The 23,869-nt window shown below is 39.0% G+C and carries 21 protein-coding genes; 4 read left to right on the top strand and 17 right to left on the bottom strand.

Translation table 11 applies throughout. The features are described from left to right. Window position 1: 1 nt before the first annotated feature. The 4 genes from ispD to B5D29_RS03050 are packed head-to-tail and all read right to left on the bottom strand — an operon-like array spanning window position 2 to window position 3,738. Window positions 2–676 carry a 2-C-methyl-D-erythritol 4-phosphate cytidylyltransferase gene (ispD, locus tag B5D29_RS03065; RefSeq protein ID WP_078768111.1) on the bottom strand — a complete coding sequence of 225 codons (675 nt, stop codon included), beginning with the start codon at window positions 674–676 and terminating at the stop codon, window positions 2–4. Beyond that, the gene (locus tag B5D29_RS03060) at window positions 669–2,351 is read right to left on the bottom strand and encodes an Rqc2 family fibronectin-binding protein (protein WP_078768110.1); all 1,683 of its coding nucleotides are present in this window, start codon (window positions 2,349–2,351) and stop codon (window positions 669–671) included. The genes ispD and B5D29_RS03060 overlap by 8 nt, the downstream gene beginning before the upstream one ends. 14 nt (window positions 2,352–2,365) lie before the next feature. Continuing rightward, window positions 2,366–3,112 carry a Nif3-like dinuclear metal center hexameric protein gene (locus B5D29_RS03055; protein WP_078768109.1) on the bottom strand — a complete coding sequence of 249 codons (747 nt, stop codon included), beginning with the start codon at window positions 3,110–3,112 and terminating at the stop codon, window positions 2,366–2,368. Beyond that, window positions 3,109–3,738, bottom strand: a complete 630-nt coding sequence (locus tag B5D29_RS03050) for a class I SAM-dependent methyltransferase (protein WP_078768108.1) — start codon at window positions 3,736–3,738, stop codon at window positions 3,109–3,111. The genes B5D29_RS03055 and B5D29_RS03050 overlap by 4 nt, the downstream gene beginning before the upstream one ends. 132 nt (window positions 3,739–3,870) lie before the next feature. Here B5D29_RS03050 and B5D29_RS03045 point away from each other — a divergent pair, with 132 nt between their 5' ends. Continuing rightward, window positions 3,871–4,452: a DUF4364 family protein gene (locus tag B5D29_RS03045; RefSeq protein WP_078768107.1), complete on the top strand. Its 582-nt coding sequence runs from the start codon at window positions 3,871–3,873 to the stop codon at window positions 4,450–4,452. Between the two features lie 35 nt (window positions 4,453–4,487). On the opposite strand, the gene fliB is transcribed toward B5D29_RS03045, so the two are convergent. The 5 genes from fliB to B5D29_RS03020 all read right to left on the bottom strand — a co-directional run bounded on the left by fliB (window position 4,488) and on the right by B5D29_RS03020 (window position 10,382). Then, entirely contained in the window at window positions 4,488–5,453 is a 966-nt protein-coding gene (gene fliB / locus B5D29_RS03040; RefSeq protein WP_078768106.1) for a flagellin lysine-N-methylase, read from the bottom strand. Further along, on the bottom strand, window positions 5,450–6,499 hold the full coding sequence (locus B5D29_RS03035) for an AAA family ATPase (protein WP_078768105.1): 1,050 nt from the start codon (window positions 6,497–6,499) through the stop codon (window positions 5,450–5,452). The genes fliB and B5D29_RS03035 overlap by 4 nt, the downstream gene beginning before the upstream one ends. A 123-nt stretch (window positions 6,500–6,622) precedes the next feature. Beyond that, window positions 6,623–8,752 carry a YhgE/Pip domain-containing protein gene (locus B5D29_RS03030; RefSeq protein ID WP_078768104.1) on the bottom strand — a complete coding sequence of 710 codons (2,130 nt, stop codon included), beginning with the start codon at window positions 8,750–8,752 and terminating at the stop codon, window positions 6,623–6,625. Further along, entirely contained in the window at window positions 8,749–9,123 is a 375-nt protein-coding gene (locus B5D29_RS03025; RefSeq protein WP_078768103.1) for a hypothetical protein, read from the bottom strand. Before B5D29_RS03025 ends, B5D29_RS03030 begins: the two co-directional genes overlap by 4 nt. Window positions 9,124–9,326: 203 nt before the next feature. Further along, window positions 9,327–10,382 carry a radical SAM/SPASM domain-containing protein gene (locus B5D29_RS03020; protein WP_159443384.1) on the bottom strand — a complete coding sequence of 352 codons (1,056 nt, stop codon included), beginning with the start codon at window positions 10,380–10,382 and terminating at the stop codon, window positions 9,327–9,329. An 81-nt stretch (window positions 10,383–10,463) separates the two neighbouring features. On the opposite strand from B5D29_RS03020, the gene B5D29_RS03015 reads away from it, so the two are divergent. From B5D29_RS03015 to B5D29_RS03005, 3 genes are read left to right on the top strand one after another with little or no spacing between them, the layout of a single operon-like run. After that, the gene (locus tag B5D29_RS03015; RefSeq protein WP_078768101.1) at window positions 10,464–11,252 is read left to right on the top strand and encodes a sulfite exporter TauE/SafE family protein; all 789 of its coding nucleotides are present in this window, start codon (window positions 10,464–10,466) and stop codon (window positions 11,250–11,252) included. A gap of 21 nt (window positions 11,253–11,273) precedes the next feature. Next, on the top strand, window positions 11,274–12,599 hold the full coding sequence (locus B5D29_RS03010) for a sulfatase-like hydrolase/transferase (RefSeq protein WP_078768100.1): 1,326 nt from the start codon (window positions 11,274–11,276) through the stop codon (window positions 12,597–12,599). Beyond that, window positions 12,599–14,107 (top strand): MFS transporter, encoded by a 1,509-nt coding sequence (locus B5D29_RS03005; protein ID WP_078768099.1) that lies wholly within the window; start codon window positions 12,599–12,601, stop codon window positions 14,105–14,107. The genes B5D29_RS03010 and B5D29_RS03005 overlap by 1 nt, the downstream gene beginning before the upstream one ends. Before the next feature lie 394 nt (window positions 14,108–14,501). Here B5D29_RS03005 and B5D29_RS03000 read toward each other — a convergent pair whose 3' ends face one another. The 8 genes from B5D29_RS03000 to B5D29_RS02965 all read right to left on the bottom strand — a co-directional run bounded on the left by B5D29_RS03000 (window position 14,502) and on the right by B5D29_RS02965 (window position 23,780). Further along, window positions 14,502–15,281: a recombinase family protein gene (locus B5D29_RS03000; RefSeq protein ID WP_078768098.1), complete on the bottom strand. Its 780-nt coding sequence runs from the start codon at window positions 15,279–15,281 to the stop codon at window positions 14,502–14,504. Window positions 15,282–15,521: 240 nt separating this feature from the next. Next, complete coding sequence (locus tag B5D29_RS02995) at window positions 15,522–15,716, bottom strand: hypothetical protein (RefSeq protein ID WP_242941731.1); 195 nt, start codon at window positions 15,714–15,716, stop codon at window positions 15,522–15,524. 21 nt (window positions 15,717–15,737) lie between these two features. Then, window positions 15,738–16,892: a sodium ion-translocating decarboxylase subunit beta gene (locus B5D29_RS02990; RefSeq protein WP_078768097.1), complete on the bottom strand. Its 1,155-nt coding sequence runs from the start codon at window positions 16,890–16,892 to the stop codon at window positions 15,738–15,740. Between the two features lie 179 nt (window positions 16,893–17,071). Next, window positions 17,072–17,713, bottom strand: coding sequence for a GDSL-type esterase/lipase family protein (locus B5D29_RS02985; protein WP_078768096.1), 642 nt, complete (start codon window positions 17,711–17,713; stop codon window positions 17,072–17,074). 11 nt (window positions 17,714–17,724) lie between these two features. Continuing rightward, window positions 17,725–18,015 carry an amidohydrolase family protein gene (locus B5D29_RS02980; RefSeq protein ID WP_078768095.1) on the bottom strand — a complete coding sequence of 97 codons (291 nt, stop codon included), beginning with the start codon at window positions 18,013–18,015 and terminating at the stop codon, window positions 17,725–17,727. A gap of 114 nt (window positions 18,016–18,129) precedes the next feature. Beyond that, on the bottom strand, window positions 18,130–18,324 hold the full coding sequence (locus B5D29_RS02975) for a hypothetical protein (RefSeq protein ID WP_078768094.1): 195 nt from the start codon (window positions 18,322–18,324) through the stop codon (window positions 18,130–18,132). Window positions 18,325–18,384: 60 nt separating this feature from the next. Continuing rightward, complete coding sequence (locus B5D29_RS02970; RefSeq protein WP_078768093.1) at window positions 18,385–18,729, bottom strand: hydrogenase maturation nickel metallochaperone HypA; 345 nt, start codon at window positions 18,727–18,729, stop codon at window positions 18,385–18,387. A 128-nt stretch (window positions 18,730–18,857) separates the two neighbouring features. After that, a complete protein-coding gene (locus B5D29_RS02965; RefSeq protein WP_078768092.1) occupies window positions 18,858–23,780 on the bottom strand; it encodes an Ig-like domain-containing protein in 4,923 nt (1,640 codons plus the stop codon). Between the last annotated feature and the right edge of the window lie 89 nt (window positions 23,781–23,869).

The following is a 23,869-nucleotide window of genomic DNA, read 5'->3' as shown; positions in this document are numbered from 1 at the left end:
ATCACACCTCTTCCTTTTCAAGCAAACTTTCGGCAACAGGAATGTCATCAGGAGTTGTAATCTTTATATTAGAATAACTGCCCTCGACCATTTTAACCTTTACACCGCTGTATTCGGCAAGCTGACAATCATCTGTGAAATCCTTGCCGTCTGCAACCGCTTTTTCGAGTAATTCGCTGTACATCTTGAAATCAAAAATTTGCGGAGTTTGAACGGCAAAAAGAGATGAACGCTCCGGAGTTTCAACAACAAACGAATCCTTATCAATAATTTTTATTGTATCTTTAACCGGAATTCCGACAGCCGCCGCTTTGTTTTCTTTTGCTTGGCGGATAGTGTTCTCAATATCCTCTACCCTAATGAGAGGTCGTGCACCGTCGTGAATTGCAATAAGTTCGGCTTCATCAATAGTTTGAACAGCATTGTATACACTTTGCTGTCTTGTATCTCCGCCGATAGCAAACGATACCCTTTCGTCAGGAAAAAGAGAGACAAATGTTTCTATATCCTGCTCACGAGCAACAACAATAACCTCATCAATATCGGAAATGCCGAGAAAAGCCTCAACACTTCTTTCAATCACGGTTTTACCTTTTATTTTCAGCAAAAGTTTGCTTTGCTCGCACTTCATTCTTGTACCGTTTCCCGCACCGAGAATAACCGCAACATTACTCAATCTCTTTCACCTCCGAAAGTTCCTCCTCGTTTGGAGTGACATATTCCGTTTTGTAGTCATCATAAATAACCATACCGGGCTTTGCACCGTTTGGCTTGTGAACATTTTTTACAATAGTGTAATCAACTGCAACATTTGATGATGAGCCTGCTTTTGAATTGACACAGGCAAGCATTGCCGCCTCACGAATCAATTTGTCGGTAAACGGCTTTTCCTTTACTGCTTCAACAATGACATGGCTGCCCGGTGTGTCCTTAACATGGAACCACAAATCATAATTCTTTGCTGTTTTAAGCGTCAACTTATCGTTTTGGACATTATTTCTGCCGACAAAAATTGTGTATCCCTCCGAAGAAAGATACTTCTTTGGCGGGAGCTTTTTCTGCTTTTGATTTTTAGTTCCTGCCCTTGAAAGCAAGCCGACAGAACGCAACTCATCTCTGATAGCGGTTATTTCACTGTCGGTTTCGGCTCTTGAAAGTTCATCAATTACAGTCTCAAGATAGTTTGCCTCCTCATCCGCTTCTTTAATAAAATCAAGAAGTTTGTTTTCGGCAATCTGCTTTTTACGATAATTCTTATAATATTTCTGTGCATTCTGTGCCGGAGAAAGAGTTGGGTCAACAGGAATTCTGATTGGAGCCATATTGTCATAATAATTCTCCAAATCGTAGAACATTGCACCTTTTTCAAGACGGTGGAGATTTGCATTAATCAAGTCACCGCAGATTTTCAATCTTTCTTTATCCGCACATTCATCGAGTTCTCTCTTTCGGTTAATTGACTTTCTTACGGCACGCTCTTTAAGGGTATTAAGACGGTGGAACAAATCATTTGAACGCTGTCTTATTCTCTCAATTCTGACCTGCTCATAATAGAAATAATCAACCAAATCTGAAAGTGTATCAAAGGTTTTATATGTGCACAAATCGCCAAATTGATGTGGCATAAAATATGTGAAATCTTTTGGCTTGTCAAGAATGACAACAGTCGGTTCGGGATGATTGATATGCTCTTTCAATCCCGAAAGGCTCAAATCAAACTCAATTTCGTTGGCAACAATCGGCGATATACCCTGAATAACCTTGCCTGCTGCCTTGCCACGAGTGGTATCAAGCGACTTCATTTTCGCTTCAATATCAGGGATACTGTCGGTCAAGATATTCATTTTATCCTGTGTCGGAGGAAGTTTATAAGTTAATCCCGGCAAAATTTCTCTGACAGACGACTTTGTTTCGTCAATTCGCTTTACGCATTCAATGATTTTATATTTCTTATCAACAAGAATAATGTTGCTGTACTTGCCCATTATCTCAATAATAAGTCTGTACTCAACAGGGTCACCCAAATCGTTTTTTGCATCAAACACAAGTGTGAGTATTCTCTCAAAACCTTCCTGCTTGATTTCCCGAAGAATCGCACCGCAAAGGAGCTTGCGAAGAAGCATTGTGAACATAGGCGGTTTTTTTGGATTTTCGATATATTGATTTGTAAGCTGTATTCTTGAGCTGTCGGCCTTTGCAGACAAAAGAAGTTTTTCACTTCCGTCATAAGTCCTAAAAGTGAAAAGTATCTCCTCTTTTGACGGCTGATAGATTTTATCAACCCTGAAGCCGACAACCTTTGATGCTATTTCGTTTTTTATTAAATGAAGGAATATTCCGTCAAATGCCATAGTACATCTCTATTCTAAATTGTTTTTACAGGATTTTCACGAGGTGCAACAACAAATTCAACATCTGTGAAAATCTGTTCTAAATTTTCTTTAAACATAAGAAACGGCAAGTTCTCCGTTTCAAAATGGCCGGCTGACACAACCGCAAAGCCTGCTTCTGATGCATCAAGCATTTCGTGATACTTCAAATCACCTGTCACAAAGCAATCTGCCTTTTGAAGTGCGTCAAACATAAATTCACTGCACGCACCTCCACCGACTGCAACAGTTTTGATAAGTTTGTCGGTATCGATATATCTGATACCTGCCGTGCCGAGCTGTTGCTCAATATATTCCGCAAAATCATCCATACTCATCGGAGAATCAAGCGAGCCGACAAGAACAAAACCATCACACATTGTGTAGGTATCATTCAAACCCAACAATTTTGCAAGATTGGTGTTTATACCACATTCAGCCTTGTCAAAATTTGTGTGAGCACAAAGATATGCAATGTTTGAATTTATAAGATTATACACCGCCGTGTCACTCATTACATTTTTCAATCCGCCAAAAATCAACGGATGATGGGTGAGCACCAAATCGGCATTGATATCCTTTGCGAAGTTGACAACTGCCTTTGTGCAATCAAGCGACATAACAACCTTTTTTACTTCTTTTCTGAAATCGCCGACAAGATGACCGGAATTGTCCCACTCCTCTTGTGACTCATAAGGTGCAACGGAATTGATATAATCATAAATATTTTTTACGGTAGTCATATTTTTTCCTCAATAGCTTTTATCAAATCATCAAGGCATAGCCCTGATTTTTGCTTATTCTTCAAATAAACGAGCAAATGCTCAAAGTATTCTTTATCGCTGAAATCTGTAATTGCTCCCAAGTAATAATCAATCTGTGATTTTTCTGCAACATTGCCTGAAAACTCGGCAGAAAGAACGCTGTAGTGATGCTTGCCATCAGCAACAATAATGTCTTTGGCTATTTCAAAGCCGTTATCATATAGCCACTTTCTTGCAATTTCAGGATGGGTCATTGGATTGAGAATAATATTCTTTGAATGAATATCATCCGCTCTTGAAAGAATATCCGCAATCAGTTCTCCGCCCATTCCTGCAATAATAACGGTGTCGAAATCTTCGCTAACTTCCTGCAATCCGTTTGACAAAACACATTTTATTTTGTCATCAAGTCCCGATTGAAAAACAAGAAAACGACAGGAATTAAGCGGTGCTTCGTTTATATCGCAGGCAACTGCTCTTTGGCATATTTGATTTTCAACAAGAAACACAGGAATGTAGCCGTGGTCTGTGCCCACATCAACAGGGACACTTCCCTTTTGAACCATATCGGCTATTGCCTGCAAGCGTTTTGTCAATTTAACCATCAATTACCATAATACTCCATAATATAAATATACTATATTATAATATATATTGTACATATTTGCAAGTAATGTTTGCAAGATGAAAAAATATGTGCTAATATATAGAGCAGAAAAGCAAAAAGAGGTAATAAAATGAACGAAAATACAGAAAAAATTATAGAGCCGAAAATGCGATTTGACGCTTTTATGGCAAATGTCAAAGACGGCGGTCTTCGCAGTGTAAGCTCAATATATATGCTTGTTTGCTACATAGTTGCAAATATGAACAAAAGAGTAAGTGCCGCAACAATAATTGAGGCTGTAAACGATGCAATGATTGCCAATTATTTTGAGATTTCAGATGCGGTGAACAAGCTCATAAAAGCAGGCACAATCAACGAGGGTGATGACAAAATGCTCTATATGGACGAGCAGGATGTCAAGGAAATTGCACTTATTGAAAAAGACTTGCCGTTGACTATCAGACAAAGAAGCATAAAGGCTTGTCAAAAGGTTATTGCAAGAGAATCATACAAGCGTGAGAACAAGGTTATTTGCGAACAGGTTGACGGAGGATACAAGGTTCATCTCAAAGTCAGCGACAACACAACAGACTTTATGAATCTTGAACTTTTTGCAGTTACAGATACACAGGCAGAATTGATAAAAGACAAATTCATATCTGACCCTGCTGCTGTGTACGAAACACTTATTGATGCAATATTTAATAATTAACATAAAAAATCCCGATACAAAATCGGGATTTTTTGTTATTTAATAAGACGTTTTTTAAGTTCTTCTACGGACAGGCATTTAGCGGTTTTAAGGAGTTTTTTATATCTGTCCATATTATACTGTGAATGTTCTGTTTCTTTGCTCCAAAGGTGAATTGTCCAGCTATCCTCGCCAAAATATGTATTAACAAGAACGCCCACAACAGCCATTTTTGCCTTGCTCAAAACATCTCTGTCATAAACAGCTTGCAAGAAATATTTATACAAAAAATACATCGCAATATTTTCGTTTGCCTGAACATTTGAAATAGGCTTAACTTCCCTGTTTTCAACCTTGATTTCCCACTCCGGATTGATTAATTCGGGATTTTCAAAGACCTCAAAAAAGTCTATACTTTCATCATTTCCGTCAGGATAATCGTCAAGTTGCGACTGCAAATCCTGTGCAAAATCAAGGAGATTTGAAAGTCGTTGACTGATAGGTTTTGACTTATCTTTTACTTTTGCATATGCCTCTTTCCTTGCTTTTACAAGGGTATAATACAGCATACCGTCAATATCATTGAGTGACGGAAGTTCATCTGTCATTTCTTCCTCAAACTCAAATGACGGCAAATCGTACATCATATCAGAAGCAACAGGGCAAGAAAACGAAATGCCTATTTCCCTTGTTCCGCCAAAATCATAAATAAATCTTGGAAAAGTACGGCAAGTATACGGAGTGTGTTCCCCGCCGATTGCTATGTGCATATCGCAAAGATTTTCGTCATTCAAAAAAGGGCAACGCTTTTTTGGTGCAAGGGTAAAAATCGTGTTGTCAAATTCGTCTTTTGAAAGAACACGGTCAATTCTCTGCTTGATTTCGAGTGACGGGTCAAGGGTTTTGTAATATTCAAGGGACTCAATGTCTGCGTCTACCTCCCATCCCTGACAACAGGAGTCAGGGCAAGCACCTGCAATACATTTAAAATTCTTATAGAATGTCGGTTTTACTATTTTCATAATTTCAATCCTGCCAAATAACTGTTTTTATAGTGATAATCGTCCGAAACATCCTCAATTACTTTGATTTCAGGCGGTAGCTTATATTCTTGATTTTCGCTTTTCAGTTCGAGTTCGAGGAATGCACGGTCATCCCAAAAACGAAAAACATCAAGTTCAAAATATTGACCTTCATACAAAAAGCAATATCTGTCCTTTATTATTGTGTTTTTATCGGGGTCGGCGCTTTCCATAAGTTCGTTATATTTTTGCTCCGAAATAATGTTTTCAATTTCTTCGGAACAAGAGTCTGTTACACGAATTTTTAGAGTTTCAAAATAGGTGAATGTGCCGTTTGAACCTCTTTTTCTGATTCTGTGAGAGCCGACTGCACAAAGCAAATAGGTTTGTGAAATCTCCGCCTTAAACGGATTATATTTTTCAAGAGAAGCAAAATCAGGATATTCAACAAGGAACTTTTTTTCAATCTCATATCCGCTCAAAACGGACTCAAATTCTGCCTTGCAATAAATATATTTTTCTTCAAAAGTGCTTTCGTTTTTTATAAAGCGCAAATGTGAGTGTCCAACAGTTACGGCAAGCAATTTCTTTTGATATTCAAGTGCTTCTTCATAGGTTTCAATTCGTGCAAAAGTTGAAAAATACTCGCTTTCGGGTGCAGTTTCCATAACAATCAAAGCGTCATATCTTGCCCACGAATCAACAATGTTAATGCCGATATTTTCAGCAAGGGCATCCTTGTCTTCAACATAGCTGAAACAATCGGTAATGCCACGGTCATAAATAATAACAACCTCATTTTTATCGCTTTGCTCTGCTTTTTTCAGTATTTCCGCTTCATTTTCAAGCTGTTTTTTTGCAACAAGAGTTTCAAAAGCAAGGTAATTCTCCCTGCTTGCGCCACTTGCGATAACCTCATATGCCGACTCGGGACAAATAAAGACATCTCTGCTAGCTGAATATAAATCTGCCGCAAGTCTTTCCACAGCAGATGTTTTCCCCGAGCATGGTGCTCCGGTTATTGCAATTTTTGTAATCTTTGCCATTTTATCACCCAACACATTATATCACAAAATGCTACTTTTACAATCCAAAAGAGAAAATGTACACAATAAGTTAAAAATTTATAACAACAAACTCCCCTTGTGTGCACAAAGGGAGCTGAAAAGTTAGAACAATCCTGTTTCTTCAATCTTCTTTTCAAAGAACTTGACAGGCTTTTTGACAATCGCCTTAACCGGCAATCCGATAATAAGTCCTGCGACTGCATAAGCAAGAAGTTTAAGCAGATCAATCCAATAGTCATTACCATATGTTCCGCAAATACATTCACGCATAGCTTCAATTACAAAGGTGAACGGGATATACGGATTGATTGACACGAAGAATCGAGGTGTTACATCTATCGGGAAAGTACCGCCTGAACCACCAATCTGAACAACAAGCATAATAACACCTATTGCCTTGCCTATATCGCCAAAGGTATATACAATCGAATATATAAAGAACGAATAAACTATCGAGGCAAGCACACCTGCAAACAGGAATTTGACAGGGTGATAGCACTGTATCTTCAAGAAATAGAGGTCACCAAGGCAGATAATCAAGCCCTGAACAATCGCAATACACAGGAACAAAAGACTTCTGCCGAAGAATTCTTCATGAGGTTTCAGCAACGGTGAAATCTCTTTTTTCTTCTTGACATTTGTGTTTACAAGGGCAACAAGCATAATTGCGCCAACCCAAATTGCAAGAGTTGAATAGAAAGGTGCCATAGCAGAACCGTAGTTTTCGATTCCGTAAACCTTATCTGTTTTTACTTCAACAGGGCAAGCAAGGAACTCTCCGAGGTCGCCGCCGTTTTTGGTCGTAAGGTTCACAACGGCATTCACCATTTCGCTGTCCCTGATATTATCTATCAAATCAATAAGACTTTTAAGCTTTTTATCGGTGTTTTTGAGCACCTTATTCATAGAGATAACAAGGCTGTCGCCTGTATCCGCACAATCCTTTAAAGTTGCCGCAAAAGAGCTGATTTCAGGTGCTTTATCCTGGAAATTATCGAGCATATCCGACAAATCACCTAGAGTTATAACAAGGCTGTCAATAGTCTGGGTCAATGCAGGTGCTACATTGTCGTCATAATTATCCGCAGCACTTCTGAGCGAAGCGGAAACCTTGCGGAGCTTTTTGGCATTATTATAAGCGTTTTTATCATAATCAACATTAGACGCCTTAACAAGTCCCGAAGAAATGATTTGAAGCGACTTGCTGACATTGGTAAGTCTTACTGTAAGAGCGTTAATTTCAGATATAGGCTTTGGCAAAGCAGAATTAATTTTTGTAAGGATCTTGCAAATTTCATCAAGTTCATCTTTTACGCCGTCAAGTTGTGCTGCGACCTGCTTTGTAGTTGCAGTAACACTTGACAAATCCTTGTTTGCCACCTTATCAATTGTTTTTGCAGCTTCATCAAGTGTTTCGCAAGTGCTGTCAAGAATATTGCCGATTGAATCGGTCATTGAACCCATTGCCTCTTGAGTGAGCCTTACGGCATCGGAGGTATCATTAATCATCGAATCGGTGTCTTTGAGAAATGAATTAAGTTCCTTGGTGTCAATATTCATATTTTTGGTCATATTCAAAAGTTTTTCAAGGCTTGTGAGGGAATCTGAAATAGTATCAATCGTTTCTCTTGCATTGCCAACTTGATTTTTGAGATGATCAAAAGTATCCTCACCCGATACCGGGTCGGCTTCCATTGCAGAGCCGATAACAGCACTGAGCACATCAACAACAGTAGTTACAAACGATTCATTTACCGTTGTTTGAACAGTCTGCACAACCTTGTCGGTGATTTTTGTTGCAATAGCATTTTTCTTTTCGTTTGCATAATAAACAATTTGCGGTCGTTCATAATCATCGGTAACAATAGACGCAAGGTTTTTACTGAATCCGCTCGGAATCTCAATAGCGGCATAATATTTGCCTGCTTCAACGCCTTTTACGGCATCTTTTTTTGAAACGAACTGCCAATCAATAGAATCATTACCCTTTAAGTTATCGCAAATTTGGTCACCTATGGCAATTTCAAGTTTTTTGTATGTTGCGCCCTCATCTTCGTTACAAACGGCAACCTTCATAGCGCCTGTCTTGCCATACGGGTCCCAGTTTGCATAAATATTGAACCACGCATAAAGGCTTGGCAAAAGAGCAACACCGACAGCAAGAATGATAGCCATTGAGTTGGTAAATATCTTTTTTACATCTCTTTTGAAAATCTTGAATATATTTTTCATTCGTCGCTGTCCTCCTCTTCTTCGTCATCATCGTCCTTAAAAATGTCATATTCGCCAAATTCAAGCTGGTCATCATCAAGCAAATACGGTATGACCTTATCTTTTACAAGATACTTGCAATAATCAGTTATTGTGAACACCGTAACAGCAACAAATATAATAACAACCCACCAAATAAGCCAAACGGTTTTGTCGCTTGAATCTCTGATGGCAGATGCCACAATCAAACTAAAAATCACAAATATAACAGAAAATACGATTTTTACGATATTAAGAATTTTACATCCCCTGCGATATGATTCAATAATCTTTTCACGCAGGAATTTGTATTTATAAGCAAGCTTTTCGCTGTGCTTCATCTTTCTGCTCATAATGAATTATCCTCAAATTAACAATTTGTATAATGTATTATAACAATATGTAATATCAGTGTCAATATGCAAAATAGATAATTATACACTTGTATAAGCACAAATAAACTGTAAATTATCAACATATTGTATCGGTGTGTACAAATTTTTATATTCGTTGACGTTGACTTTATATATAAAAAAATGTATAATGTTTATTAGCTTTAAAAACAGATTATATTTTCAAAAAACATTTTATATGCCTCGCAGTAGTCGGCAGAAACTCTGTTTCGCTTGCATCCGCCACCCCTGCAAAGACGAAAATAGCAACATTCTTTGCACTTTTCATCAATGGCATATGATGATTTTACAAAAGATTTGAAGATTTCGCTTTCTCGCATTTTTAAGAATGAAACCTCATTTATATTACCTAGGTAACATTCATTTATGCAATAAAAATCGCACGGATAAGTTGAGCCGTCACCTTCAACAACGAATTGTTCGGAGCAAAAACCGTTCATTCCGCATTGCTCGGCAGGTCTGCCCTGCATAAGAAGTCGATAGTTGTCAAACTGTCGGATTGACATCTGCGTACCTCGGCTTATATCGTTGAAATAAAGTTTATACCCCGATTTCAAATAGCTTGCATAATCGTCAACAGACATTGCATATTCGCTGTTTTCCTCGCCAAATTCCTTTAGGCACGGGATATATTGCAAAAAGTGCAAGTCATTACTTTTAAAAAAGCGATAAGATTTTCTGAAATTTTGAGCAAGTCGAGAAGTCAACACGCTCAAAATATTGAACTGTACATTGTATTTTTTCAAAAGTTCGATTGCAGACATAACATCGTCAAACGATTCCCTGCCGTCTTTATAAATTCGGTAGGAATTGAGTTCACGGTCACCATCAAGCGACACACCGACCAAGATACCGTTTGATTTGAAAAATTCGCACCACTGCTCATCAATTAGAGTTGCGTTTGTTTGAATACAATTTGTTATCTTTGAACCTTTTGTATTAAGTTCTTGTTCTTTTTTTATGAACATCCTAAAAAATTCTATGCCCGAAAGCAAAGGTTCGCCACCCTGAAAGGTAAAAATCACTTCTGTTGAATTGGCATATTCAAGAGCACTTTTGATAACATTTTGAGCTGTTTTTTCGTTCATATACCCTTTGAACGCCTCATCTCGTTTTTCTGCAAGAGAGGTATAAAAGCAGTATTCACATTTTAAATTACAAGCCGATGATGACGGCTTTATCATAACTGAAATAGGCATAAAATCAACCATCCTTAATTTGATTATATCAATCGGACGGATTTATGTCAACGAATTAAAACAAATAGAATTGGAGATAAAATGGTTTTTTGTTTAATATATGCGGTTGTTATTTTTGCCGCCACATTTTTCGGGGCATTCGTTGGTCTTGGCGGTGGTGTAATCATCAAGCCACTTCTTGATTTAATCGGTCACGACACAATTGCAGTGGTTAACTTCATCTCTGCTTGTGCGGTGTTCAGTATGAGCATAACCTCAACTATTAAGCACATTAAAGCAAAGACAAAAATCGAATTTGGCATAATCATTTATCTTTCAATAGGTGCTGTTGCCGGCGGTATTTGCGGTTCAAAACTGTTTGATTACTTCCTGACCTTGTTCAACAACTCACTGTTAAAGAGTATTCAAGGTCTTGTTTTGGGCATATTGCTCGTGGTATCCGTTATATATGTAAACACAAAAAATGCAAAGAGTTTCAAACTCACAAGGCCTGTGCCTATCATTATTGTTGGCTTAACTCTCGGATTTATCGCATCGTTTTTGGGAGTAGGCGGTGGCCCTATCAATGTTGCATTTTTGGTGCTATTCTTCTCTATGACCGTAAAAGAAGCTGCCGTTTACAGCGTTGGCACAATCTTTTTCAGTCAGCTTTCAAAGCTCATTACCCTTGGGGTTACACATACAATACCAAAGTTTGATGTTGTTACACTTATTGTTGCAATTTTGTGTGCGGCTCTCGGCGGTATCGTGGGTGCAAAAATGAACAAAAAGGTTAATGAGAAAGTTATACAAAAAATATTTACCGTTATCGTAACATCCGTTGCACTTGTTAACTTCTACAATGCAATAGCAGGATTTATTGCACGGTAAACAAAAATAAAGGGGGAAATTATGAAGCAAAAAAACATTATATTCTATTTTTCCGATCAACAGCGTTGGGACACGGTTAACAGCCAAGTAACTCCTAATTTGATGCAGTTGGCAAACGAGGGTGTTATGTTTGAAAACAACTTCACCTGCCAGCCTGTTTGCGGACCTGCGAGAGCATGCCTGCAATCAGGACTTTATGCAACACAAATCGGTTGTTATTGGAACGGTATTCCGCTTCCTGACGGTACTCCGAGCCTTGCACATTACTTCAACAATGCAGGCTATCAAACGGCGTACATCGGAAAATGGCATTTGGCATCGGACAGATTACCGGGCATCGGTATGCACTGCGAAGCAACAGCAATTCCAAAAGAGCGACTCGGTGAATATCAATACTTCCGTGGTGCCGATGTTTTGGAATTTACGTCACACGGATATGACGGATTTATATTTGATGAAAACGGTACAAAAATCAATTTTACCGGATACAGAGCAGACTGCATAAACGACTATGCAACAGAATACATAGAAAACAGGGATAAGGATAAACCTTTCTTTATGTTCATCAGTCAGCTTGAACCTCATCATCAAAACGACCACCATTGCTATGAGGGATTCAAAGAAACAATAGACGACTACAAGAACTATCCGCTTCCTGATGATTTGACATTTATGAAGGGCGACTACAAAGAAATGTACCCTGACTATATGTCAGCCATCAACCGACTTGACTACAATGTCGGCAGACTTGTGCAAAAGCTCAAGGACGAAGGAATTTATGATGACACAATCATTATTTATACCTCCGACCACGGCAGTCACTTCAAAACAAGAAACCTTGAATACAAGCGTTCTTGCCACGAAAGTGCAACACATACACCGCTCATCATCAAGGGTGGCGAATTTGTGGGTGGCAAAAGAGAAACAAGGCTTTCATCACTCATTGACATTCCGCCGACACTTATGGCTATGGCGGGCATTGATATTCCAAAGCAGTATATGGGTATCGACCTTGCAAAGCAAGTAAGCGGTGAAGAGCCACCACGAAAGAATGTATTTATTCAGGTCAGCGAGGCTTCAAACTCAAGAGCTATCAGAACCGACAAATACAAATATTCAATTAGAGACGCAAGTCCTTGCGGATACATTCACGCAAAGGCAAAGGTTTACTTTGAAGATTATCTTTACGATTTGGAAAAAGACCCGATTGAAAAGTATAATCTTATCAAAAACAAGGCTTATGCAGAAGTTCGTGAAGAATTGAAGCAACAGCTTATCGACGAAATGATGAATGCCGGTGAGGAAAAACCTATTATTATGCCAGCAATTAAAGCGAGGAAGATTTAATGGAGCAGAAAAAATATTTAACAATGAAAGAGCGCATTTGCTTTACAGTCGGTGCGTTCGGCCGTTCAGGCATATATACACTTATGTCAATGTTTACTCTCGTATTTTTCCAAAACGGAGCAGGCTTGACACTTAAACAAGGCACAACAATTATTCTTATCGGCAGAATTTTTGACGCACTCAACGACCCTGTAATGGGTATGATTGTTGACAGAACAAAGTCGAAATGGGGCAAGATGCGTCCATATCTTTTGTTATCCCCTGTGCCGATTGCATTGACAACAATTGCATTGTTCTCTGCACCTTTTGAAGAAGGTTCAACGGCAGCATTTGTATGGGCACTTGTTACATACATCCTTTGGGGTGTTGCATTTACAGTACAGGATGTTCCGTTCTGGGGACTTTCATCTGTAATCACTCCGCTTGAAAGCGAAAGAACATCATTCATCTCAACTGCAAGACTTGGTTCAACATTCGGCGGTATCTTGCCGGCACTTCTTGTTCCGATTCTTTATCAGAGCAATATGGGCTACACAAAGGGCTTCTTCCTTTCAGGTGTAATCTTTGCAGTTCTCGGATGTGCACTTTCTATTCTCATTTTCTTTGTTTCAAAGGAAAGAGTTCCAAAGATGGACCACACTCCGTCATTCAAGGAAACATTTGTTGTTCTTGGCAAAAACAAGCTCCTCATCATCGTTATTTTTGCTGCTGTTCTCGGCTCAACAATGGTTACTGCTAACCAGTGCGCAGACTACATCGGCAACTATATTATCATCCAAAACTACACAGACTTTACACAGATTTTCCAAGATTTCCTCCCTGGTGCGCAGAAGTTGCTCATCGACAATGTTGACGCTGCCGCTGCATACGATTTCTGGATTCCTCGTGGAACTATCGTAACAACTCTTACAGTTGCAATCGGTGTTGGTATGGTGCCTGCTATGGCTCTCTTCCCTGTTCTCAGAAAGAAGCTTTCACTCAAGCAAATCTACATCGGTTCAGCACTCTTCGGTATGGTTGTTCACGCACTTTGCTATGTAGTTATGGCACAGGATGTAACAAAGGTTAACATCTACGTTTTGTGGGTATTCCTCTTCCTTATGGGTCTCCCACTCGGCATTTACAATGTAATCACATATGCACTCATTGCAGACGCAGTTGACTATCTTGAATGGAAAACAGGCGAGCGTCAAGAGGGTGTATGCTTTGCATTCCAGACCTTCCTTTCAAAAGTTAACGCTGCTGTTGCAACATTTGTATTTGGTCAAATCCTTGACAGAACAGACTTTAAGCCTGTTGACAAATCACTTGTTGACATCGCAGGCAGACAGATTTTCTTCCAGCAATCAGAGAGCACACAAAAAATGCTTGTTGCTCTTGTAACAATTGTTCCGGCAATCGGTTTCTTGCTTACAATCATTCCTATGTTCTTCAACGACTACACCGGCAAGGTGAAAGAGCAAGCACAAAAGGAACTTGAAGCAAAGCGTGAAGCAAAAATGCAATAATCCAAAATGGCATAAATAAAAAGAGGGACATTGGGGCACACTGCATAAGGAAGTAATTGGTTTAAGCTTTCTGAATTTTGCCCATTGCACTATTAAAAAATCCCGTTAATACGCAAGTATTAACGGGATTTTATTAATGCACACTGAACAAAATCAGTTTGCTTAAACTGCTTTGCACTCAAAAATCAAAGAAACAAATGAAAGACAAGGCATAATTTACAGGGCAGGCTTGCCGCCTTCACTGTAAATTTAACGCAGTATTTCGCTGTTTATTTGATTTTTTGAGCATTTATTCTTTATGTAATGTGCCCCTTGTTCTCTCTTTTTTATTGTTAATTTCAAATAATAAAATTACTAAAACACTTTGAAAAAGCGTTCTTCAATTCTTTTCCAATTATAAATTTTCATCCGTATTATTTTTATTTAATATAGGTTCATGAACCCCTTTTACCCAATTCATAGTTTTGCCATACTTATACATTCCCTCATACAAAGGTCGGTTGTTGACAATACTTCTAACGCTTGTATCGTGTAACTTTGTTCCTTTTCGAGTACGATAGCCTAAATCATTAAGTTCATCTGCTATCGTCAGCATCGGTATGTGTTCATCGTATCTTTTAAATACATATTCTACTATCGGTCGTTCATCTTCGTTTATAACCAACCTGCCTGCCTTAACTTTGTATCCATAAGGACATCTGCCACCACTGTAGCCACCGCAAGAGGCTTTTATACTTCTGGCCCTGCCTGTCCTTAAAGCTATATTTCTTCTCTCTTGTTCAGCCACATAACAAATTAAATCATGACAAGCATTTGCCACTTTATCTCCTTCGGCAAAATTCTGTTGCGTACAAAGAAGTTTTATGTTCTTTTTATCAAGAACATAAAAATAATAAAAGAACAGTTTTATATCATGAGCAAATACATCATTTTCAAAAATAATAACTGCCTCAAACGGAGGATTTGAAACATCGCCATATAATATTTCATTTAATTCGGGACAAGAATCATTTGCACCGTTAACGGTATCTATTTTCCATTCTACTATGCCATAGCCATTATCATTGGCATATTTCAATATAGCCTGTTTTTGTTCTTCTATACCGAATTCAACATCAGATAGTTCATTAGAATTAATTCTAATATAGCCAACAGCATTTTTTAACTTTATCATAACAAAACTCCTCTGCTTATTCATTACACTTATTCTGTCATAAGTTTATATATGTGTCAATACTTTTTGAATAGGTCTTTTAAAATAATGTAGCAACCACACAATAAAAAAGACGAGATTTACAAAAAAGTAAATCTCGCAACAGACAAGATGAACAGCTTAAGCATAATGTTTAAGCTGTTTTTCTTGTATGATGATGTTGAACTATCCACTTATGCAAAAGCGGATAAGCACATTTTGTTATTCGTATTTATCGGAATCACCTTTTTTCTTGGAAGTAAGTTTGTTGAGCAAATAAGTCACAAGAACGATTACTCCGATGACAATAAAAATACCGAGCATTCCGTACAAAACAACAGGAAGTGAGGTTTTCCAGCTGTTTGCGTGGATTGCCATTGTAAACACGGTTAAAACCGAAATCAATAAATTCTGCATAATATTTTTCCTTTTTATAAATTAAGAAACAAGTGTTAAAATCAAGCCACCTGCGATAACCGAGGCGATTTGACCCGAAACATTTACGCTGATTGACTGCATAAGCAAGAAGTTTTGATTGTCCTCTTTAAGTCCCATTTGGTTGACAACTCTACCGCTCATTGGGAATGCAGAAATACCTGCAGCACCAATCATAGGGTTGATTTTTTTATCCTTTGGCAAGAACAAATTGAGGAACTTTGCAAACATAACACCGCCGATTGTGTCGAATACAAACGCAACCAAACCGAGAGCAAGAATCAAAATTGTGTCCCACTGAACGAAAGACTTATAGTTCATTCTGCCTGCAACTGTAATACCCAAAAGAATTGTGATGATATTTGCAAAAGAATTCTGTGCGGTTTCTGAAAGATTATTAAGCACGCCACATTCTCTGATGAGGTTGCCGAACATCAAGAAGCCGACAAGAGCAACCGATTTTGGAGCAACAAGACCCGCAATAACGGTTACAACAATCGGGAACAAAATCTTGGTTGTTTTTGACACCTCGCCTGCAGAGTATTTCATACGGATTTGGCGTTCTTTCTTGGTTGTGACAGCCTTGATAACCGGAGGCTGAACAATCGGCACAAGAGCCATATACGAATACGCTGCGACCATAATTGCGCCGAGATACTTGGAGTTAAGCTCATTTGCAACGAAGATCGATGTCGGGCCGTCAGCTGCACCGATAATTGCGATTGAGGCAGCGTCGTTGACATCAAAGAAGAAACTTGCAAGAAAGAATGTAAAGAATATGCCAAACTGTGCGGCAGCGCCGAAAAGCATCAACCATGGATTTTTAAGCAACGGACCGAAGTCTATCATTGCGCCGATACCGATAAACAGCAACAGCGGGAAAAGTTCATTGGCAATACCTGCATTGAATAGGGTGTCAATCGGTCCTTCTTCTGCGCCGGGTTGAGTGATTGCGCCTGACCACGGCAAGTTGACAAGAATTGTTCCGAAGCCCATCGGCAACAAAAGTGTTGGTTCCATCTCTTTTGCAATTGCAAGATAAACAAGCAATCCGCCGACTGCCCACATCAAAACCATTTGCCATTTTATCTCTCCGACATTAGAGAACAAATTGGCAAATTCCTGCAAAACAGATGTTCTTAATAGTAATGCTTCCATAAAATTCTCCTTTTGTATTAAAATAAAAAACAGACTTCTGCCATAAAAATGGCAAAAGTCTTGTTACTACCAAAACGGAACTGCACAATCCGGGTTTTCCCGTACTGACGGACTGTGCAACATTTGCGATGCAAATGCTAACTACTCCCTTTTTTCCAAAAAATATTATAATACACAGATTATTCCGTGTCAAGAGATAATTGCTTCAATATTTCATCGGAAATAATTTTGTGGCAAAGGTCGGTTGGATGAAACGAATCGGCTGAAAGTTCCTGCGGAGAAAATGTTTTTTGTGCTTCATCAAGCAGAGGTTGCAAATCAAGAACTTCTATTCCGTTTGCCTGTGCCGACAATTTAAGTCGTTCTCTAAACCGATTTAGCGTTTTGATAAACGGGTGAAACTCCTCGAGCGTGTCAACCAAAAACGGAAGAACATAGAGAATTTGAGCATCATCAAGTTCATTTTTCATTCTACCGAAGAGCTCATCCATATTTGATTCCAAAGTTTGATTTGGCGGTGGGCACAATTCCGGAGAATACTCCTCCCAAGCATCATTTCCACCAACAAGCATAATCACAACATTCGGTTTCAGCGCAATGCAATCATCGTCCATTCTATTGCAAAGATTGTAGGTTCTGTCATCAACAATTCCCTTGTAAAACACCTCGGCGTTAGGAAACTTTTTCTTGATTTTCTCGCCGATATTAATGGCATAAACCTGCTTGCCGTGAAGCAAATGGTCATACTGACGATTAAAATCTATGTCGGTCACACTATCGCCGAAAAACAGAATTCGGCTGTTATCATCTATTTTTATCATATTTTTTCAGCTCAACAATCATAAAATTTATCAAGTTCTTCATCACATTTTGGATACTTCTTGATTTTTTGTTCTTTGAAGATCTTACCACGGCAAACAACCATATACGGCTCGCTGAGTGCTCTGAAATCCTCAAACGGATTGTCGTTTGAAATGAGCATATCGGCACATTTGCCAACCTCAATACTGCCTGTTTCATCGGCAATTCCAAGGATTTGAGCATTGTTGGGTGTTGCTGTGTAGAGTGCATATTCAGGTGAAACTCCGACATTTCTTTCAAAATAATGAAGTTCACGCCACATATTGTAGTGTGTTGTTTAAGGGCAGCCTGTGTCCGTGCCAAGACCAACGGTAATACCGTTTTCAAGCGCTGTTTTTGTACCGATAATCATATTATTAAAAACAATATTTGAATTTTACTGAACAGCCTCGCTGATACCGAGAGTTTCTCGCTTAAACTTTGCCATAGGCATTGCAGGAGAAAGAGTGCAAACCAAAACTGCATTGTATTTCTTAAAGGTGTCAATTTCCTTTTGAGTAAGGCTTGAACCGTGCTCGATGGAATCAACTCCATTTTCAACAGCGACATCTGTATTAGGATGTGGCTTCATATCTTTTGTACCGTCAAGAAGCGTACAATTTTTAAAAACTTATCTCATAGCTTATCTCCGTTAATAAACCTCAATTTCTTTAATATTAAATTCATTTCCTTTGATTAAATAAGTGTTTTCGCTGCCACAACGAGGACAAATTTTCCCAAACTCAACAGTAGAATAATTACTTTGACAATCTTCGCAATAAGTCACGGCTTCAATCGGTTCAAATTTCAGCTCACAATCAATAAGAATATCGTGCTTTTTAATCGCCCATTTCCAGCAATCCAAAAGATATTCGGGAATGACGCTTGAAACCTCGCCGATTTCAAGAGTTACAGAATGAATGTGCTCAACATCATTTTCTTTTGCTACCCTCTCAACATCATCAATAACATAAAATACTACTCCGAGTTCGTGCATATTTTATCTCCCTTGGCTTTATTACTTTTATTTTACCTTTAAAGATATGCAAAGTCAACCGAAATTTATATAGATGTATAAATTTAAATGCTTCCCCTAAATTAAGAGGAAGCATAAATTTTATATTATTAATTTTGATAAGAAAATGTGCTGTCGAACTCGTTATAGAAATTTATAAAGATTTCAGAATAGAGTGTAGTGAGCTGTGAATCAGCAATTTCTCTAATCATCACATAATCCTTTGCGTTGATACAACCGTCCTTGTTGAGGTCAAGTGCCACCATAGGAGCATTAAATTCTACATCTTCGGTTACATCAACTTTCATCGTTCTATTAAAAGTTTCGTTGTCAAGCAAAACGCTATGCTCACCTTGTTTGAGCAAGCAACTAACCTTGCCGTCATCATCTGTTGTTCCGACAAATTTGTCATCAACATAGACCTTTACTCCACCAAGAGCAACGCTTCCTGTATCAGAATCCTTACTTTCGAGTACAGTAGTTTTGAACACAGCGGTGTAATAATCAGCCGTCAATTTAACGCTATATGTCGGACTTGGATAACTTTCAAGTTCTCCGCAAACAGCTTTGAAGGTCAAATTATAATCACCCGCTTTTGAAATAACAAAGGTATCACCATCAATCTGTATCCAACAGTCACCGTTATTATAATAATAAACAGCGTTATTGCAATTAGGTGAAGAAAGCGTAAATGTAACCGTTTGTGATGTTTCACTGCCGATAGTTCCGGAAGGCGTGACATAAAGCACAGGCTTTTCTGAAACCGGAATATTGTTGACATTTATAACTTCGGTGGTTGTAAGCCCATTATTTGCAGTCATTACAACGACATATCTGCCGTTATCCGTTACTTCAAAATAATCAGAATTGGTTATATCCTTGCCGTTTACACTGACTGATTTCAAGCCTGAAAGACCTGTATTAACCCTGTAATATGCCTTATACGAAGAAGCATTGTTTTCGTTTTCATCAAGTGTATATTCAAGAGTTGGAGCAACGGTGTCAATCATAATGTGATAGCTGTCGGAATAGTTGCTCTCTACCCCGGCACCGTTTACAGCCTTGAATATGTACGAAGCGTCAACATCCTCATCAATAGTGATTACGGAACCTTCCTCGGCAGGAATCCAGCTGTTGCCGTTGTCGGTGCTGAAATAATAATGAACGCCTGAAATTGCCTGATTGAGTATGCTCATACTGAACTTGACGGCATCGGCAGTCCATCTGCCAAATGTACCCTCAAAATCGACACGAACAACAGGCTCGGTCTTGTCAATCTTTACAACAAAGTCATTTTCGGTTACAGTTTCGTTATTTGAATAAGACACCGCTTTGAATCTATAATTCCATTCGCCTTGCTCTTTTACAACAAGTGTGTCGCTGTCCATTTCAACCCAGTCTGAACCGTTAAGACTATAATAATATCTGAAAATGCCCGAAAAAGCGGTTGATGAAAGTTTGATTGTAACATCATTTGATGTCCAACTGTCGCTTTCGTAATTTTCACCGTCAGCATCTGCCGTGACAACAATCTCGGTAGGAGCTTCAACATCAAGGATATATCCAACTGTCGACTTACTGTCGGATACATTGCCCGCCTTGTCTATTGCTCTCGCTTCGGCATAGCCTTTAAAATCGCTGTCCTGTAACGGTTTGTTGCTGTCATCATACACTGCCCAATCGTTGAGCGGTGTGCCGTTTTCATCTATAAAACGATATTCAATTCTGTCAACACCTGCAACGCCAACATCCTCGGCGCTGATAGTCAGCTCGGTAGTTTTATTGAAAAACAGACCAAAGGAAATTTTGTTTATCAGTCTTGCAAAATCGTTTGTGTCTTTGTGAGCAATTGAAATTTCTGTAACAATCGGTTTTTGGGTATCAATATTGTTTACAGAGATACTCTGCTCACTTTCAAGCAAACTGTTTGACACGATTTTTACAATATAATTTCCGTTTTCAGTAACGGTAAATTCCGTTTGACTGTCAATCTCATTGCCATTGAGATAAACCGCTTTGACACCTGAAGCACCAATATTCAAATCTGTAATTCTCACAGAATACGACTGATTTGTGAGGTTTGTATTATCCTGAACAAGAGTAAATGACGGAACAATTTTGTCAATTTTAACAGTATACGGCTGTGTAATTTCGCTTTCAATCTTTGCGCTGTTAATCGCTTTGAATGTATATACGCTGTCTGTGTTTTCAGTAACAGTCAAAGAATTGCCGTTAATTTCATTCCACTCGCCACCGTCAACATTATAATAATATTTAGTGCCGTCTAATTGATGTGTGCTGCTCAAAGTGAACGCAACATCTTTGCCTGTCCACGAGCCGTCATAATCTGCCGTGTCAACAGAAACAACAGGTTTTCCGTAAATGATAATCGGAAACTCGGCTGTTGCCGAACGACCGTAATGCTTATAAACAACCTTGACCGTTTGCTCCACATCAAGTTTTGAATAATCAACAGCGGAGTCGTCAACCGTGTAGTCAAAAACTTCTTCACGAGGTGAGTTGCTGTAATTTGCATATACCTTTAATCCACTCAAATCAAGCTGTTTTACACCCTCAACATAAGCATATTTTGGGGCAGTAATGTCAATTGACTCAACAGCTTTTGAATTAACCTTTACAGGAAAAACAGCACGGAACTGCTCCCCTGCTCTGACGAGAGTTACGAGTACATATTGCTCTCTATCAATCAAGGTTGGGTCAAATCCGCTTATTTCATAATCGTCAACATCAACACTTAAAATAGAATCGCCATAGCTTTCTGCATCCGAATAATAATTGGCCAATTCGTTGCGGTCATATGTTGCAGAAACCTTTAAGCCTGTCAAATCAAGTTCTGTTTCGCCCTCGATATAATCATATTTTTCAGGTGCGGTTACGGCTATATTTTTTGGCTGAATTTCAACAACTTGAATTTGTTTTGAAGCCTCAACATAAGAACCGCTTAATGAGGTTGCGCCCTCTCTGCCAAAGACCCAAAGAGTTGTTGTGCCTGCCGATTTTCCGTACACCTTACCGTTTGAATCAACTGTTGCAACGCTGTTTTCTGTGTTGCCGGATGTACTGTTCCAGCTCGAATTCCACGGACGAGTACCATCGTCATATGTAAGTCCCCAATGAGTATGTTTGACGTTAATTCTTGACGGAGAAAAAATTGCAGAATACTCTCTCGGAAAGTCTTTTACAACAACATCATTTCCCGAAATTGAGGCACTTACAAGATTATTGACAGAAGCACCTCTGACATTAAATGTCACAGATGAGGACACACCGCCGATAATCGCAGTAATTGTAACCGATTTAGCATTATAAATTGTAAGTCCGCCTGAATCAAGACCAAAAACCTTACCATTTTCATCAACAGATGCAACAGACGGATCGGAGCTTTTCCAAACAACATTCTTGAGCAAATCAGGGTCATAACCTTCCGGCAAAATGTTTGTGATATTAAGCTGACCTGTCTTACCCTCTTCAAGGAACGAGTCCCTACTGCCTGTCAAAATATTTGTAGTAAAGCCGTTGCCTTTTGACAAAGAAAAACTTGTAATCGGAACACCCGATGAAACGGTTTTTTCGGCTTCAAGCGAAGTGTCATTATAAGACACCTTAACATAGATTTTGATTATTCCGACTTCTCTTGCAACAAGATTGCCGTTGGAATCAATCGAAGCAAAACCGTTATCGGCAGGAGTGTCTGCCGTTGCAAGCACAAGCTCGCCCGACTGTGAATCATATAATCCCCACTGACGCACAACGCCTGTATTTGTGTTAAGTCTTACAGGGGTCACATCGGCAGTATACTTATTTGTTTCGTTAAGTGCAATATTTTCATATCCGTTGATTTCAACGCTGTTGATTTTGTCGCCGATAATATTTCTGTTAATTTTTAGCGAAGCTGTTTTTGAAACGCCGTCAATTGTCGCCGTGATGGTTACAGTTTTTGATAACTGCAAGCCCTGACCTGCATCAAGAGCAGTAACAACACCGTCTTGAGTAATGACAGCGGCTGACGAATCCGAACATTCCCACTTTACATCGCCTGTGTATGCACCGGCAGGAGAAGCATTTTCGATAGTAAGCTGTGAAGTTTCGCCCTCTTTTATATCAAGAGTTCCGCCGATTGAAAAATCGGTAACAGGAAGTTCTTCACGAGAAACAACCTTAAATTCAACAGTATCTGTAACCGCAGAATAAAGAGCGTTGTCGGGATTTGCACGAATATAAACAGTACCCGGAGAAGTAAAGGTTACAAGACCGTCGGAGGTAATTGTTGCGTGCTTCCTTGACTCGGTATCAAGAGCCTTGCCGACGCTCCATTTAACACTTTGCTTAAGTCGAACAGGAGTTACGGCACCGTACATTTGCACCTGCTTGCCGACAGCAACAGTTTTCGGAACAGTCTTTTTGTTTGTGATATGTACACCCGTAGGCCATATATTACCTGCTAAACTTTGATCAACAGCAATCTCTGCCTTGTCGGAAGCAAGAACTTTTCCGCTTTCGTTGACAAGTCTTGCAGTGATTGTGATTGTCATATTATTCAGCATTTTTTCGAGAGATTCACCCATGGTTTGGTTAATGCCCTTTACAATAGCAACAACCAATTCTGTATTGAGGTTACTGTCATTAAGGTCGATCCCCGCGTTTGCAAAAGCCTTTTCAATAGCGTCTGCGGTTACATTACCGATGAGTGGAGTTGGGCGGACCTCATTATCAAGCCAATATTTGATGACGGCAGCTTTTGAGTAATCGTACGCAGTTACCTCGCCTGTTTCATCAACATCCGCAAGCAAAGGCATATTGCTTTCCCACTCAACAGTAGAGCCTGCCGGAAGTTCCGACTCCGAATGAGCGACCAACTGTGCAGAATCGTATTCGGTGATGTGCAAGGTTTCAGTAAGTTCCGCATCATTATAATAAATAGTGATGCTTTCTGCGGCATTAACCAGAGTACCGGGCAAGCCGACAGAGAAAATCAAAGAAAGTGATAATAATAGGCTGATAACTTTTTTCATAAAAACACCCCTATATAATATTTTCAGTCCGCAAAAATTTTAAAACAACCAAAATATATGCAAATTATACCATAATTTTACTGTTTTTA

Origin of the sequence: Eubacterium coprostanoligenes (assembly GCF_900167205.1) — a bacterium.
GTDB lineage: Bacteria > Bacillota > Clostridia > Oscillospirales > Acutalibacteraceae > Eubacterium_R > Eubacterium_R coprostanoligenes.
This window is presented reverse-complemented; position numbering and strand designations above follow the sequence as displayed.